The sequence below is a fragment of the Nonomuraea glycinis genome, assembly GCF_035920485.1.
Classification (GTDB): domain Bacteria; phylum Actinomycetota; class Actinomycetes; order Streptosporangiales; family Streptosporangiaceae; genus Nonomuraea; species Nonomuraea glycinis.
In genome coordinates this window covers 7,426,230-7,440,707 of sequence record NZ_CP109166.1, presented here as the reverse complement: position 1 = coordinate 7,440,707, position 14,478 = coordinate 7,426,230, and the positions used below count along the sequence as shown (strand labels likewise).

The window sequence follows — 14,478 nt, the reverse complement described above, 5'->3', positions numbered from 1 at the left end:
GTACGACGCGGCCCGTCCGTACCGGATGTCCCGGTACGCGCACGTCCGGTGTTGTTCCTGTCGGTGCTAAAATGAACCCGCTGGTGCCGAGTTGCCCGGCCCGCCTCCGCGAGATCCGCGTCGAGGCACAAAACTCCCCCATGAGCTCACCGGTACGACGGGCAGGCTCCCCGTTATGGATACCAACCGATTCCCCCACCAGCTCGCCCGCACCCGGCGCTTCACCCTCGGCGTCCCCCGCGCCTTCACCCTCTCCCCCGACGGGAACCGGATCCTGTTCCTGCGCAGCCGCAGCGGCGAAAACCGTACGAGCTGCCTGTGGTTGCTCGACGGTGACCAGGAGCGGCTGCTCGCCGCCCCGGAGACGCTCGCCGTCGCGGGGCCCGTGCCCGAGGCCGAGCTGATCCGGCGCGAACGGGCCCGGGAGACCGCGGCCGGCGTGGTCGCGTACTCGGCCGACACCGCCCTGCGCACCGCCGTCTTCGCCGTCGACGGCGCGCTCTGGGCGGTGGACCTCGATGGCGCGGCCGGACCCCAGCCCGCCGACGGCACGCTCCGAAGGGCAGACCTCGATGGCGCCGCCGGACCGCGCTCTGTCGCCACCGCCGGGCCGGTGACCGATCCCCGGCTGGACCCCACCGGCAGCCGGGTCGCCTACGTCACCGGTGGCGCCCTGCACGTCGCCGACCTGGCCGGCGGTGGAGACCGGCCGCTCGCCGTACCCGAGGGGGAGGACATCACCTGGGGCCTGGCCGAGCACGTCGCGGCGGAGTCCATGCACCGCACGCGCGGCCACTGGTGGTCGCCGGACGGGACCCGGCTGCTCGTCGCGCGGGTGGACACCTCGGCGGTGCGGCGCTGGTGGGTCGCCGACCCGGCCGACCCCGCACGGCCACCCCGCGAGATCGCCTACCCCGCCGCCGGGACCGCCAACGCCGAGGTGACCCTGCACCTGCTCGACCTGGCGGGCCGGGCCGTCGAGGTCGACTGGGACAGGACCGCCCACGAGTACGTGACCGCGGCCGGCTGGGACGCGCACGGCCCGCTGATCAGCGTGCAGAGCCGCGACCAGCGCTCACTCCGCGTCCTGTCCGCCGACCCGGACACCGGCCGCACCACGCTCCTGCACGAGCAGCGCGACGCCGCCTGGGTGCAGCTGATCCCCGGCACACCCGCCAGGACCGCCTCCGGCGCGCTGGTCCACACGGCCGACTCCGCCACCACCCGGCGGCTCCTGGTGGACGGCCGGCCGGTCACCCCGGAGGGCCTGCAGGTCCGCGAGGTGCTGGACGTGACGGGCGAGAGCGTGCTCTTCACCGCCGCCGACGAACCCACCGAGACCCACCTGTGGGCGTACGAGGACGGCCTGGTCCGCCTCAGTGACGGGCCGGGCGTCCACACCGGCGCTCGCGGCGGCGGCGCGCTGCTGATCTCCGCGCACACCGAGCGGGGGCGCGCCTTCCGGGTGACCCGGCAGGGCCGGACCGTCGCCACCGTCGCCTCCCTCGATGCCGAGCCGTCCATCACCCCGCGCGTCACCTGGCTGCGGGTGGGTGCCCGGGAGATCCGTACGGCGCTCCTGCTGCCCTCCTGGCACCGGCCGGGCGGCGACCCGCTCCCGGTGCTCATGGCGCCGTACGGCGGGCCCGCGGTGCAGTTGGCGGTCCGGGCCAGGACCTGGTTCCTGTGCGAGGCGCAGTGGTTCGCCGAGGCCGGGTACGCCGTCGTGGTCGCCGACGGGCGCGGCACTCCCGGCCGTGGGCCCGCGTGGGAGAAGACCGTGCACCGCGACACCCTCTCCGCCCCGCTGGAGGACCAGGTGGCCGCCCTGCACGCCGCCGCCGAGCACTGCCCCGACCTTGACCTGGGCCGGGTCGCGATCCGGGGCTGGAGCTACGGCGGCACCCTGGCCGCCGCCGCGGTGCTGCGAAGGCCGGAGGTGTTCCACGCCGCCGTCTCCGGCGCCGCCCCGAGCGATCAGCGCCTGTACGACACGCACTGGCGCGAACGGTTCCTCGGTCACCCCAACGAGCATCCCGACGCCTACGACCGCTCCTCGCCGATCGGTGACGCGGCCCTGCTGCGGCGGCCGTTGCTCCTGGTGCATGGGCTGGCCGATGACAACGTGGTGCCGGCGCACACGCTGCGCATGTCGGCGGCCCTGCTCGCGGCGGGCCGCCCGCACCAGGTGCTGCCGCTGTCCGGCGCCACCCACCTGCCGACCTCCGAGGCGGCCGTCGAGGGGCTGCTGCGGTTCCAGCTGGAGTTCCTCCGAGACGCTCTGCAGCGGGCCGATCAGCCGGACTAGGCGGCCACTGAGGCCGCTCGCTTCACGACGCCGGGCTATACGATCACCGGATGTCCGTGCCCCCGTCACGCGTACGCCGCACCCTCCGCTGGTCGCGCCGGCTGACCGCCGTCGCGATCAGCCTCTGCGCACTGGCGGGGGCGGGGCGGCTCCTCGTGCCCGCCACCGCGGGCCCCACCGGCGAGCCCCCCGGAGTCGAGCGGCAGCTCACGTTCCTGCGCGCGGCGCTCGGCGCCGGAGCCGGCGACGACGCGCAGCGGCTCTTCCCCGAGGGCTACTTCTTCCTGCACGCTCTGTACGGCCTGACCTGGGCCGAGCTCGGCATGCGGCGGCCGGCCGGCGAGCGGCCGGTGGCGTTACGCGAGGCCCGCTGGGCGCTGGCGCGACTGGACTCACCCGCCGGCCGCGCCCCGTTCAGCCCGGACCTCACCCCTGCCTACGGCGTCTTCCACCGTGGCTGGAGCAACCTGCTACGCGGCCAGGTGCTGAGCCTCCAGCCCGCCGGGCGGCGCGACCCGGCCGAGACGCGCCGGTTCGCCGACGACTCCGCCGCCCTCGGCGCCGCGTTCGACGCCGCCGCCTCGCCCTACCTGGCCGCCTACCCGGGCCAGGCGTGGCCGGTCGACTCCACCGTGGCGATGGCCTCACTGCGGCTGCACGACACGCTGCTGCCCGCCCGGTTCGCCAGGACCACCGAGCGGTGGCTCCAGGAGGTACGGCGGCGGCTCGATCCGCGCACCGGCCTGCTCCCGCACCAGGCCGATCCTGACACCGGTGACCCGATCGAGGTGGCCAGGGGCAGCTCGCAGAGCCTCATCCAGCGTTTCCTCGTCGACATCGACCCGGCCTTCGCCGGCGAGCAGTACGTACGCTTCCGCGACCGCTTCCTCGCCACGCCCCTGGGCCTCGGACCGGCCGTACGCGAGTATCCCCACGGCATGGACGGGCCCGGCGACGTCGACTCCGGCCCGCTCCCCCTCGGGATCAGTCTCTCGGCGACCGCCGTCACCCTGGGCGCCGCCCAGGTCCACGGCGACGCGCCGCTCGCCGGCGCGCTGGCCGGCTACGGCGAGTTCGCCGGGCTGCCGTTCGGCACCCCGTGGACCAAGCGGTACGCCTTCGGTCTGCTCCCCATCGGGGACGCTTTCCTGGCCTGGTCCAAGACCGCGCGCCCGTGGGTGGCGGCCCTGCCCGCCCCGCCCCCGGCCGTCGTCTCACCGTGGTGGCGCGTCCCGCTGCTGTCGATCCTGTCGCTGCTGGGTGTCCTGCCCTGGCTGCCCGCGCTCGTACGACGTCGGCGCCTTTACAAAGTAGATCACTCTGTCATCGCCTGAATTGCGGAACGAAACTTTCCGCGATGCTTCCTATGGTTCACCCATGACCGCGAGCAACGAGATCCGCCCCTTCCACCTCGACATCCCCCAGGCTGACGTGGACGACCTGATCGACCGGCTGGACCGGACCCGCTGGCCCGACGAGGCGCCGGGAGCCGACGGGAGCCGCGGCGTGCCGCTGAGCCATGTCAGAGAGCTCGCCGACCACTGGCGGACGACCTTCGACTGGCGCGAGCAGGAGGCCGAGCTCAACTCCCACCCGCAGTTCACCACGGAGATCGACGGCCAGCGCATTCACTTCATCCATGTACGTTCTCCGGAGCCTGACGCGCTCCCCCTGATCCTCACGCACGGCTGGCCCAGCTCACCGATCGAGTTCCTCAAGGTGATCGGCCCGCTGACGGATCCGCGGGCGCACGGCGGCGACCCCGCCGACGCCTTCCACCTGGTCATCCCGTCGCTGCCGGGCTACGGCCTGTCGCCGCTGAGCGACGCCTCCTGGGGCGACCTGTTCCGCGTCGCGCAGGCCTGGGCGGAGCTGATGAGCCGGCTCGGCTACGACAGGTACGCGGCGCAGGGCACCGACGCCGGATCGGGGGTGTCGATGCTGCTCCCGATGGTCGCGCCGGAGCACGTCATCGGCGTGCACATCAACGGACCCGGGCCGTACCCCCTGGGCGGCCCTGTCGACCTGGACGGACTGTCGGGCGCCGACCTGGCCCGCGCCGAGCGGTTCAACGCCTTCCAGAGTGACGGGCTCGGCTATCTGCACCTGCAGTCGACCCGGCCGCAGACGCTCGCCTACGGCCTGACCGACTCCCCCGCCGGACAGCTCGCCTGGATCGCCGAGAAGTTCGCCGAGTGGACCGGCCCGGCGGACGAGCCCATCGACCGCGACCAGCTGCTGACCATCATCAGCCTCTACTGGTTCACCAGGTCGGGAGCATCCTCGGCCAACGCCATGTACGAAGGGATGCGCGGCTTCGCGCAGATGGCCGGGCCGGGGCAGGAGCAGGAGCAGGCGCACGCGGGCCCGCCGATGGGCGTCGCGGTGTTCGCCGCCGACTTCAGCATCCGCGCGCTGATCGACCCGGCGAACGCCATCGCGCACTGGTCGGAGTTCGACCAGGGCGGCCACTTCCCCGCCATGGAGGTGCCCGGCCTGCTCACCGGCGACATCCGGGCGTTCTTCCGCGAACACCGCTCGTGAACAGCGCCGTTCGCGGGCCTCGCCGGGATCGGCCGCCTCCCCGATCGCCGTTCACAGCCCGGCGGCAAGTACGATCAGCGGGTGACCGAAATAACCGAGACCATGACCGGTTGGCTCGCCCCTGAGGAGCTGGAGTCGGTGCGGGGCAGGATGCCGATCCTCTACGTGGACGCCGTGCCCGTACGGGTCGACGACGCGGGCGTGGTGACCCGCGTCGGCCTCCTGCTGCGCATCGCGCAGGACGGCGGCGTGAGCCGTGCCCTGGTCTCCGGGCGCGTGCTCTATCACGAGCGGATCCGCGACGCCCTCCTGCGCCACCTGGAGAAGGACCTCGGCCCGGTGGCGCTGCCCAGCCTGCCCGCCTCCCCGGTGCCGTTCACCGTGGCCGAGTATTTCCCGACCCCCGGCGTCACCCCCTTCCACGACCCGCGCCAGCACGCCGTCTCGCTGGCCTACATCGTGCCGGTGCGCGGCGACTGCCGTCCCCGCCAGGACGCGCTCGACCTGGAGTGGTTCACCCCTGACGAGGCCGCCTCGCCGATGGTGCAGCAGGAGATGACCAGCGGCCAGGGCGTGCTGCTCAAGCAGGCTCTCGCCTTCGTCGGCCGCCTGCCCTAGAGCGCCGGCCCCCCCTTTCAGCACGTCACCCGGGGGACATCATCACGCTCATGCGGCCTGCCATGCGATCGCCCGGCGTCCGATAGTCCCCTCGTTCGATACGGCGGCGTCATCGCCGTGCCACAGGGCGGCCATCCGCGTGCGAGAGCCTGGCCGCCGACACCTCGTTCTCCCGTTCGGATGGTCCCTTGTCTGCTCGTCCCGTCGTGGCCACGCGCCGCCTGTCGTTCCCCGATCTTCGCCACCTGACCCCCAGGGTGCTGCGCACCGAGCTGCTGTCCGGGCTGGTGGTGGCGCTGGCCCTCATCCCCGAGGCGATCTCGTTCTCGATCATCGCGGGCGTGGACCCGAGCATCGGCCTGTTCGCGTCGTTCACGATGGCCGTGGTGATCTCCGTCGTCGGCGGGCGCTCGGCCATGATCTCGGCCGCGACGGGCGCGATCGCGCTGGTGGTGGCGCCGCTGGCCCGCGAGTACGGGCTCGGTCACCTGGCCGCCGTGGTGATCCTGGGCGGGGTCTTCCAGGTGGTGCTGGGGGCGCTCGGGGTGGCGAAGCTGATGCGGTTCGTGCCGCGCAGCGTGATGGTCGGGTTCGTCAACGCCCTGGCCATTCTGATCTTCATGGCGCAGGTGCCGGAGCTCACCGGCGTGCCCTGGGTGGTCTATCCGCTGGTGATCGGCGGGCTGGCGCTGATGGTGTTCTTCCCGCGTGTGTCCACGGTGGTGCCCGCGCCGCTGGTGTCCATCGCCGTGCTGACCGCCATCACGCTCGGCGCCGGCCTGGCCGTGCCGACCGTCGGCGACAAGGGCGTGCTGCCGTCCTCGCTGCCCGTCCCGGGTCTGCCGGACGTGCCGTTCACGCTCGACACCCTCACCCTGCTGGCCCCGTACGCCATCGCGTTCGCGCTGGTCGGGCTGATGGAGTCGCTGATGACGGCCAAGCTCGTGGACGACATCACCGACACGCGCTCCAACAAGACCCGCGAGTCCATCGGCCAGGGCATCGCCAACATCGTCACCGGCTGCTTCGGCGGCATGGGTGGCTGCGCCATGATCGGCCAGACGATGATCAACGTGAAGAACGGCGCCCGCACCCGCGTCTCCACCTTCGCCGCCGGCGTCTTCCTGATGGTGCTGTGCATCGTCTTCGGCCCGTGGGTGTCACAGATCCCGATGGCCGCACTGGTCGCCGTCATGGTGCTGGTGTCGGTCGGCACCTTCGACTGGCACTCCATCGCGCCCGCCACCCTCAAGCGGATGCCCTGGGGCGAGACGATCGTCATGGTCATCACCGTCGCCGTCGTGGTCGCCACCCACAACCTGGCCGTCGGCGTGATCGTCGGCAGCCTGGTCGCCCTGGTCATCTTCGCCCGCCGGGTCGCCCACCTGGCCACCGTCACCGCCTGCCTCGACCCCGACGGCGAGCAGGTGGTCTACGCGGTCACCGGCGAGCTGTTCTTCGCCTCCAGCAATGACCTGGTCTACCGGTTCGACTACGCCGGGGACCCGGACGACGTCGTCATCGACCTCACCGGCGCGCACATCTGGGACGCCTCCTCCGTCGCCGCTCTGGACGCGGTGGAGACCAAGTACGCCGCCCGGGGCAAGAAGGTCACCGTCGTGGGGCTCAACAAGCCCAGCGCCGACCTGCACAGCACCCTCGCCGGGCAGCTCACCGGCGGCCACTGAGCGGGACGGATCACTCCCCTCGCCGCTGGGACGGCGAGGGCGCGGGCGGCCGCTGCCTGGCGGTGGCGGCGATGACACTGTCGAGCAGGCCGGGGAAGATCGCGTTCAGGACCTCGTGGCGCAGGGAGTTGAGCTTCGCGGTGCCCCGATAGACCTGGTTGATGACCCCGGCCTCGCGCAGGACCCGGTAGTGGTGGGTGCCCGTGGACTTGCTGACCGCCAGGTCGATCTCCGAGCAGGACACCTCCCGGCCGGCCTCGGCGAGGAAACGCACCACCTCTAGTCGCATGGGATCGGCGAAAGCATGGAGGACCGCCTCCAGCCGGATCTCCTCGGGCGTCGGATGCTCCAGGACTCTCACAGGGCAATAGTACGACAGGTCTCGTAGTTCGACACTTCTCGTAGTACGGTAGTCGTCGTACAACTAGGAGGCCCCATGCTGTTCGACCCGATCACCCTGCGATCGCTGACCATCCCCAACCGTGTCTGGATGGCCCCGATGTGCCAGTATTCGGCCGCCATCGACGGCCCCATGGCCGGAGTGCCCGACGACTGGCATTTCACCCACCTGGCGACCCGGGCGGTGGGCGGTGCCGGGCTGATCCTGGCCGAGGCCACCGCCGTCTCCCCGGAAGGCCGGATCAGCCCCGCCGATCTCGGGCTGTGGAACGAGCGCCAGCAGGAGGCGTTCTCCCGGATCACCCGTTTCCTCACCGAGCAGGGCACCGTGCCCGGTATCCAGCTCGCGCACGCGGGCCGCAAGGCCTCCACCGACCGGCCCTGGCTCGGCGGTGCCCCGGTGAGCCCCGCCGACGGCGGCTGGCGGCCGGTCGCCCCGAGCGCGATCCCCTTCGCGGACGACCACCCGGTGCCCGAGGAGTTGCCGGTCGAGCGGATCCGCCGCGTCGTGGCCGACTTCGCGGCCGCCGCCGAGCGCGCCCACCGGGCCGGCTTCCGGGTCGTGGAGATCCACGGCGCGCACGGCTATCTGATCGGCGAGTTCCTCTCCCCGCACAGCAACCGCCGCACCGACGCCTACGGCGGCTCCTTCGAGAACCGCATCCGCCTCGCGCTGGAGGTCGCCGACGCCGTACGCGCCGTCTGGCCCGAAGACCTGCCGGTGTTCTTCCGCATCTCGGCCACCGACTGGCTGCCCGACGGCCAGGGCTGGAACGGGGACGACACCGTACGCCTGGCCAAGGAACTGCTCGCCCACGGCGTCGACCTGCTCGACGTCTCCACCGGCGGCAACGCCAAGGGGGTGCGGATCCCCACCGGCCCCGGCTACCAGGTGCCGTTCGCGAGCCAGGTGCGGGCCGAGACGGACCTGCCGGTGGCCGCGGTCGGCGAGATCACCGACCCGCATCAGGCCGAGTCCATCCTCGTCTCCGGCCAGGCGGACGCCGTCCTGCTCGGCCGCGAGCTGCTCCGCGCCCCCTACTGGCCGCTCGACGCGGCCCGCGAGCTCGGTGTACGGACGCGCCGGCCCGACCAGTACCACGACGTCTTCTGAGCGTTGAGCGGCCGTGGCGGTCCGACGCCGTCCTCACCTGCGTTCTCTCGCGCCCCGGTCGTGCGGGCCGGGGTGCGAACGGGATCTCGCGGCGCGGCGGACGGCCGCCGCCGCGACGTTACGCGGCATCCGGCCGAAGACGATGCTGTGAAAGGGAGAGATCAGCCACCAGTAGAGGTGGCCGAGCAGCCCGTGCGGATGGAACACCGCCCGCTGGTGATAGACCGTCCGGCCGTCCTCCTGGCACTGGCTCAGCTCCAGCCAGGCCAGCCCAGGGAGCCTCATCTCGGCACGCAGCCGCAGCAGGTGCCCCCGCTCGATCTCCTCCACCCGCCAGAAGTCGATGGAGTCACCCACCCGCAGCCGCCGGGGGTCGCGACGGCCCCGGCGCAGGCCCACCCCGCCGGCCAGCCGGTCCAGCGCGCCACGGACGCGCCAGGCGACGGGCAGGGAGTACCAGCCGTTCTCGCCGCCGATCCCCTCGATGACCTCCCACAGCGCCTCGGGGGGCGCGTCGACGGCTCTGGTGCGCCGGTCGATGTAGAGGCTGCCGCCGGCCCAGCCCGGGTCGGTGGGCAGGGGATCGCTGGGCGCGCCCGGCGTGGACGCCGACGACCACCGCGTCGCCACGTCGGCCTCCTTGATCTTCTGCAGGGCCAGCGTGACGGCCTCGCGGAAGCCGATCAGCCCGTCCGGCGGATCCGGTACGTACGCCGCGATGTCGTGCTCCCGGCAGACGGCCGGGTCGCGCAGGGACTCCACCAGGGGGCGGGCGATGTTGGCGGGCACCGGGGTGACCAGGCCGACCCAGTGGCTGGACAGTCCCGGGCTCAGCATCGGCAGCGGGAGGATCAGGCGTCGCGGCAGGCCGGCGACGGCGGCGTAGTGGTGGATCATGTCGGCGTACGTGAGCACGTCGGGACCGCCGACATCGAAGGCGCGGTCGACGTCGCCGGGGATGCCCGCCCAGGCGACGAGGTAACGCAGCACGTCGCGGACGGCGATGGGCTGCGTACGGCTGCGCACCCAGCGCGGCGTGGTCATCACCGGCAGCCGTTCGGTGAGGTAGCGCAGCATCTCGAAGGAGGCCGACCCCGATCCGATGATCATCGCGGCGCGCAGGACCACGGCCGGCACCCCGGAGGCGAGGAAGATCTCGCCGACCTCGGTCCGTGAGCTCATGTGCGGCGACAGGTGGCCGTCCGAGCCCGGCGTGAGACCGCCGAGGTAGACGATCCGCCGCACGCCCGCCGCCTCGGCGACCCGCGCGAACCCGCGGGCGGCCATCCGGTCGGCCTCCTCGAAGCCCTTGCCGCCGCCCATGGTGTGGATCAGGTAGTAGGCGACCTCGACCCCGCGCAGCGCCTCCGCCGTGCGGCCGGGATCGCTCGCGTCGGCTTCGGCGATCTCGACCCGCCCGGCCCAGGGCAGGTCACGCAGCCGTGCCGGAGAGCGCACCATGCAGCGGACGTCATGTCCCGCCGCGAGCAGCTCCGGGACCAGCCGTCCGCCGATGTAGCCGGTCGCGCCCGTGACCAGGCATCGCGTCATCCGTCACACCTCCCGAAACCGTCTTTCTCATATCCGGAGCCGTTCAAGACCGACGACACGCGCTCTTTGTCCGCTTTTGGAATAGCCACAACCCCAGGCTTCTCGACGCCTCCGGACACTGGATGCAGGCACTACGCCGACGGCTCCAGCGAACCGAGGAGACCATGGTGAAACGATTCCTTCTGGCGGCGGCTCTGACACTGACCGCCACGATGAGCACCACCAGCGCTTCCGCATTCTCCCCCGCACCCGACGGCTCACCCAACGCCAGCCCGTTCGGTCCCGCGTGCTCCGCGATCGAGGGCTCCCTCACCGACATCGCCGGCCAGCCGGTCGGGACCGCGGTCTCCGAGGTGAGCGAGCTCTCCACCCTGTCGGACGCGCTGGAGCAGGCGGGTCTGACCGACAAGCTGAACTCGGCCGAGGATCTCACCGTGTTCGCCCCGACGAACGAGGCGTTCGAGGCGATCCCGCAGGAGACCCGCGACAAGCTGATGGCCGACAAGGCGCAGCTCACCAAGATCCTCAGCAATCACGTGGTCGAGGGCAAGAACGAGCCGGCCGACCTGGAGGACGCCACCCTCACCACCCTCGGCGGCGGCGAAGTGACCGCCAAGGGCTCGGAGGACAATCTCATGGTCGACGACGCCAAGGTGGTCTGCGGCAACGTGCCGACGAAGAACGCCACCGTGTACGTCATCGACAAGGTCCTCATGCCGAAGTAGCGGCGCGTCGTCAGGCGTCCCACGCCGGGACGCCTGACCCGCCCCGGTCAGGACGTCCAGTGCCGCGGACGGGTGAGCGTGGGCGGGAGCCGGGTGGCGGTGTCGCCCTTGGCCGCGTTGAGCTGCGACTGGGTGAGGAAGATGCCGCCGGTGAGGTCGGCCCCGCTCAGGTCGGCGCCCCGCAGGTCGGCGCCGATGAGGTCGGCCCGCCGCAGGTCGGCGCCCTTGAGATCGGCGCCGATGAGGTAGGCGCCGCGCAGGTTGGCCCCGGCCAGGTCGGCGCCCTTGAGATCGGCCCCGATCAGGTCGGCCCCCCTGCGATCCTTCTTACGGCGACCGGCGCCGGCCCTGACCAGCTCGCTGGTGCGCAGCAGCAGCACGTTGACCCGTTGCCGGTGGCCGGCGACGTCCAGCTCCAGCAGGTCGGCCGGGCTCCGGCGGGTCAGGCGCTCGGTCTCGTCCAGCATCGACCGCAGGTCGCCGTGGACCGCGCGGGCGGCCGGCAGGCTCAGCGCCTCGGTGAGGTAGGCGAGCAGCTCGTGCAGCTGCCGCATGACCGGGAACACCTCGAACATCTGCTGGGCGGTCTCCGGGTGCCGGCGCCAGTCGCGGCCTTCGTAGGTGACCTGGGAGACCTTCTGCCCCGCGCCGAAACAGTCATAGACGGTGCAGCCGGAGAAGCCCTCCTGCCGCAGGCGCTGGTGGATGCCGCAGCGGAAGTCGGCCTGAAGGTTGCCGCACGGCTGCCCGGCGGGCTTGTCGACGGCGAAGTCCGCGGAGGCGGCGAAGGGCAGCGCGACGCAGCACAGCCCGAAACAGCTCGCGCAGTCCGCCCGCAGGGCGCGTTCGTCCGACATTCGCTCAGTCCTCCCAGAGATCGCTGTCCATGGTAGGCGCGGCTCAGCTCAGCTCGTGTCCGACGGTGGCGGTTCCCGCCGGTACCGTGCCGGTCGGCTCGCACGGCAGGACGGAGGTGTCAGCCTCCTTGGGCCGATACCAGGGCCGACCTGACCGACGCCATGACGAGGTCGCGCACCGGCCGCGGCGCGTCCAGGAACGCGGTCAGGTCGCCGCCGCGACCCTCCAGCAGCCCCGCGCCGACGTTGGAGAACGTCGACATGGTGTGCCCCACCTGGTACGGCTCCAGCCCGGCCAGCGCCGCCCGCGTCTCACCCAGCGGCACCGGCCGGTACTCGACGGGCCGGCCGAGCGCCTCGGCCAGCGCCTCGGCAAGCTCCCGCCCGCCGACCGCCTCCACACCCTCCAGCTCGTACGTACGTCCCGCGTGCCGTCGCGGCGCCCCAGCAGCCAGGTCCGCCTGCGCCTCGGCCGCCACGCGCACGGCCACGGCGGCCAGGTCGTCGCGGGCGACGGCCGACAGTCGCCCGTCGCCGAGCGGCGCGGCGAACACCCCGCTCGCCGCCGCCGCGGCGGCCCCGGCCGTGGCCAGCCCGGCCGGGATCTCGGCGTACAGGCCGTTGCGCAGGACGGTGACGTCGAAGGGCGCCTCGGCCAGCCGCGCCTCGGTCCAGCGGTGCGTGAGCGCGATCGTGAGCCGCTCCCCCGAGCCGGCCAGGCTGGTGTAGATCACGTGCCGGACGCCGGCGGCGGTGGCCGCCCGCACCACGGCGCCGTGGCGGGCCAGGACGACGTCGTCCTCGGCGTACCCCGCCGAGACGAACACCAGCACGTCCACGCCCGCGAAGGCCGGCTCCAGCGTTTCCGGCCGGTCGAAGTCGGCGAGCCGCGCCGCCGTACCGTCACCGGAGCTGCTGGCCCCGGCCGTCGCCGGCCCGCCCGCAGCCCGCAGTCCGGCGAGGATCGCACCGCCAAGTCCCCCCCGACACACCGGTGACGAGAATCATGAGACCACTCCTATTGTTGATGCGCAGCTGAACCAGAAGGTGAAACAACGCCCAGCATGGGGGTGCCCGGGCACCCGCTGTAAGGAGGCACTCTCATGTCAGTCGCGCACACGGAGGTAACCCCCCAGGTCCCCGGGCCGTGCGGGGATGACGACTGTGGCATCCGCGACGTGCTCGACCGTCTCGGCGACAAATGGACGGTGCTGGTGATGGTGGAGCTGAGCAAAGGGGTGCGGCGGTTCAGGGAGCTGCACCGGGCGATCCCCGGCATCTCCCAGCGGATGCTGACGCTGACGACGCGGCGGCTCTGCCGGGACGGGCTGGTCGAACGGACGGCGTACCCGACCATCCCGCCGCAGGTCGAGTACCGGCTGACGCCGGTCGGCCGAAGCCTGGCCGAGACGATCGAGCGGCTGGCCGACTGGTCGAGGGAGCACAAGGACGCCATGGCGGCGGCCCGGGAGCAGTGGGACGCGGCCTACCCCGGCGAGGCGAGCGAGCCCCGCTGATCACAGGGGAAGTGCGGTGACGCGGGGGTGACCTGACCCGGCCGCCGCGCGACGACGCCCGGCACGGCTGTGTACGCGATTCAGGCGACCCTGCGACTGCGGGCGGAGGAGACCTCCGGCCGTGCCGATGCCGTCCTGGCCGGCCCGGTCGGCAGGCTGCGCTGGGCAGGCGGCCACCTGGCCATCACCGCGGCCGGGTCCGGGATCGTGCTCGCCGGGCTCGGTCTCGGGATGGGGCTGGTCCATGGGCTCTCCACGGGAGATCCGGGCGGCGAGGTCGCGCGGCTCCTGGGTGCGAGCCTGACGCGGCTGCCGTCGGTCCTGGTGCTGGCCGCCATCGCGGCGCTGGTGTACGGCCTGCTGCCACGGCTCGCCGCGATCATCGCGGCGTTGGGCCTGGCCCGCGACCATCGCGGCGTCAGGCCTGGCCCGCGACCGAGGAGAGCCGAGCCATGGTTCAGCCGGTCGCCGAAGCCGCCGTCCGGCCGGGAGCTCGATAGACCGAGACGGCGAACGGCCGGTGCGCCGCGGTCTCCACGAACTCGCTCACCCGCGACACCGCCCCGCTGGCGTCGACGAAGCGGTGCAGCCGCCTCGCCTCCGGCCAGGGGTGCACCAGCACCAGGACGCCGCCGGGGGCCAGCAGGCCGATCAGCTGGGCGCTGGCCTGGCGCAGCCGGTCGCCACGGCCGACGTAGTAGAGGGTCTCCGAGCAGAACACCAGGTCGTAGCGGTGCTCGGCGGTGAAGGTGAGCAGGTCGGCCGCGACCAGCAGCGTCCGGTCGGCGGCCTCGGCGACCCGCTCGGCGGCCCGTCGCAGGGCCCGCTCGGAGATGTCCACCGCCGTGACGTGCGCGTCCGGATGGGCCCGGACGAGCCGCTGGGTGAAGACGCCCTCGCTGCAGCCCATCTCCAGGATGCGCCGGTAGGGGCCGGCGGAGACCTGGGCGAGCGTGGCGGCGTACTTGGCCTGCTCGTAGGCGTCCGTGCCCATGTTCCACGGGTCGGGGCGGCGGTGCCACCAGTCGAAATAGCGGCGCAGCAGGGCTCCCTGCCCCCGCGAGGAGAGCAGGGAGAGCGTCCGGAAAAAGGTGCGGTGCATCTTGTCCGCCAGGTCTTTCGCGGCGGTCATGCTGTCCCTACCGCTCGCGGGACCC

Annotated in this window: 14 protein-coding genes; 8 read left to right on the top strand and 6 right to left on the bottom strand. The window is 72.6% G+C overall.

Annotated features, from left to right (window positions below; translation table 11 throughout):
• The first annotated feature begins 175 nt into the window (after positions 1-175).
• The 5 genes from OHA68_RS34840 to OHA68_RS34820 all read left to right on the top strand — a co-directional run bounded on the left by OHA68_RS34840 (position 176) and on the right by OHA68_RS34820 (position 7,158).
• A complete protein-coding gene (locus OHA68_RS34840) occupies positions 176-2,308 on the top strand; it encodes a prolyl oligopeptidase family serine peptidase (protein WP_327104030.1) in 2,133 nt (710 codons plus the stop codon).
• Positions 2,309-2,358: 50 nt separating this feature from the next.
• Complete coding sequence (locus tag OHA68_RS34835; RefSeq protein WP_327104029.1) at positions 2,359-3,642, top strand: hypothetical protein; 1,284 nt, start codon at positions 2,359-2,361, stop codon at positions 3,640-3,642.
• 43 nt (positions 3,643-3,685) lie between these two features.
• Positions 3,686-4,852 carry an epoxide hydrolase family protein gene (locus OHA68_RS34830; RefSeq protein WP_327104028.1) on the top strand — a complete coding sequence of 389 codons (1,167 nt, stop codon included), beginning with the start codon at positions 3,686-3,688 and terminating at the stop codon, positions 4,850-4,852.
• Positions 4,853-4,933: 81 nt separating this feature from the next.
• A complete protein-coding gene (locus OHA68_RS34825; protein WP_189139057.1) occupies positions 4,934-5,470 on the top strand; it encodes an NUDIX hydrolase family protein in 537 nt (178 codons plus the stop codon).
• A 206-nt stretch (positions 5,471-5,676) separates the two neighbouring features.
• Positions 5,677-7,158, top strand: coding sequence for a SulP family inorganic anion transporter (locus OHA68_RS34820; RefSeq protein ID WP_327109594.1), 1,482 nt, complete (start codon positions 5,677-5,679; stop codon positions 7,156-7,158).
• Between the two features lie 10 nt (positions 7,159-7,168).
• Here OHA68_RS34820 and OHA68_RS34815 read toward each other — a convergent pair whose 3' ends face one another.
• Complete coding sequence (locus OHA68_RS34815; protein WP_225277345.1) at positions 7,169-7,519, bottom strand: ArsR/SmtB family transcription factor; 351 nt, start codon at positions 7,517-7,519, stop codon at positions 7,169-7,171.
• A gap of 75 nt (positions 7,520-7,594) precedes the next feature.
• On the opposite strand from OHA68_RS34815, the gene OHA68_RS34810 reads away from it, so the two are divergent.
• Positions 7,595-8,671 (top strand): NADH:flavin oxidoreductase/NADH oxidase, encoded by a 1,077-nt coding sequence (locus OHA68_RS34810; protein WP_327104027.1) that lies wholly within the window; start codon positions 7,595-7,597, stop codon positions 8,669-8,671.
• A gap of 33 nt (positions 8,672-8,704) precedes the next feature.
• On the opposite strand, the gene OHA68_RS34805 is transcribed toward OHA68_RS34810, so the two are convergent.
• Positions 8,705-10,222: an SDR family oxidoreductase gene (locus OHA68_RS34805; RefSeq protein WP_327104026.1), complete on the bottom strand. Its 1,518-nt coding sequence runs from the start codon at positions 10,220-10,222 to the stop codon at positions 8,705-8,707.
• A gap of 164 nt (positions 10,223-10,386) precedes the next feature.
• Here OHA68_RS34805 and OHA68_RS34800 point away from each other — a divergent pair, with 164 nt between their 5' ends.
• Positions 10,387-10,947 carry a fasciclin domain-containing protein gene (locus tag OHA68_RS34800; protein ID WP_327104025.1) on the top strand — a complete coding sequence of 187 codons (561 nt, stop codon included), beginning with the start codon at positions 10,387-10,389 and terminating at the stop codon, positions 10,945-10,947.
• Between the two features lie 47 nt (positions 10,948-10,994).
• Here OHA68_RS34800 and OHA68_RS34795 read toward each other — a convergent pair whose 3' ends face one another.
• Together OHA68_RS34795 and OHA68_RS34790 are read right to left on the bottom strand one after the other, a co-directional pair.
• Positions 10,995-11,804: a pentapeptide repeat-containing protein gene (locus OHA68_RS34795; protein WP_327104024.1), complete on the bottom strand. Its 810-nt coding sequence runs from the start codon at positions 11,802-11,804 to the stop codon at positions 10,995-10,997.
• Between the two features lie 119 nt (positions 11,805-11,923).
• Positions 11,924-12,796: an NAD(P)H-binding protein gene (locus OHA68_RS34790; protein WP_327104023.1), complete on the bottom strand. Its 873-nt coding sequence runs from the start codon at positions 12,794-12,796 to the stop codon at positions 11,924-11,926.
• Between the two features lie 111 nt (positions 12,797-12,907).
• On the opposite strand from OHA68_RS34790, the gene OHA68_RS34785 reads away from it, so the two are divergent.
• A complete protein-coding gene (locus OHA68_RS34785) occupies positions 12,908-13,321 on the top strand; it encodes a winged helix-turn-helix transcriptional regulator (RefSeq protein WP_327104022.1) in 414 nt (137 codons plus the stop codon).
• 80 nt (positions 13,322-13,401) lie between these two features.
• Here the strand turns inward: OHA68_RS34785 and OHA68_RS34780 are convergent, their stop codons facing one another.
• Together OHA68_RS34780 and OHA68_RS34775 are read right to left on the bottom strand one after the other, a co-directional pair.
• Positions 13,402-13,704 (bottom strand): superantigen-like protein SSL4, encoded by a 303-nt coding sequence (locus tag OHA68_RS34780; protein WP_327104021.1) that lies wholly within the window; start codon positions 13,702-13,704, stop codon positions 13,402-13,404.
• Positions 13,705-13,778: 74 nt separating this feature from the next.
• Positions 13,779-14,453, bottom strand: coding sequence for a class I SAM-dependent methyltransferase (locus OHA68_RS34775; RefSeq protein WP_327104020.1), 675 nt, complete (start codon positions 14,451-14,453; stop codon positions 13,779-13,781).
• Positions 14,454-14,478: the final 25 nt, after the last annotated feature.

Coding starts and splice junctions, on each gene's coding strand:
- OHA68_RS34840 (WP_327104030.1), top strand. CDS start 176: ATGGATACCAACCGATTCCCCCACCAGCTCGCCCGCACCCGGCGCTTC.
- OHA68_RS34835 (WP_327104029.1), top strand. CDS start 2,359: ATGTCCGTGCCCCCGTCACGCGTACGCCGCACCCTCCGCTGGTCGCGC.
- OHA68_RS34830 (WP_327104028.1), top strand. CDS start 3,686: ATGACCGCGAGCAACGAGATCCGCCCCTTCCACCTCGACATCCCCCAG.
- OHA68_RS34810 (WP_327104027.1), top strand. CDS start 7,595: ATGCTGTTCGACCCGATCACCCTGCGATCGCTGACCATCCCCAACCGT.
- OHA68_RS34805 (WP_327104026.1), bottom strand. CDS start 10,222: ATGACGCGATGCCTGGTCACGGGCGCGACCGGCTACATCGGCGGACGG.
- OHA68_RS34800 (WP_327104025.1), top strand. CDS start 10,387: ATGGTGAAACGATTCCTTCTGGCGGCGGCTCTGACACTGACCGCCACG.
- OHA68_RS34795 (WP_327104024.1), bottom strand. CDS start 11,804: ATGTCGGACGAACGCGCCCTGCGGGCGGACTGCGCGAGCTGTTTCGGG.
- OHA68_RS34785 (WP_327104022.1), top strand. CDS start 12,908: ATGTCAGTCGCGCACACGGAGGTAACCCCCCAGGTCCCCGGGCCGTGC.
- OHA68_RS34780 (WP_327104021.1), bottom strand. CDS start 13,704: ATGATCGCGGCGAGCCGTGGCAGCAGGCCGTACACCAGCGCCGCGATG.
- OHA68_RS34775 (WP_327104020.1), bottom strand. CDS start 14,453: ATGACCGCCGCGAAAGACCTGGCGGACAAGATGCACCGCACCTTTTTC.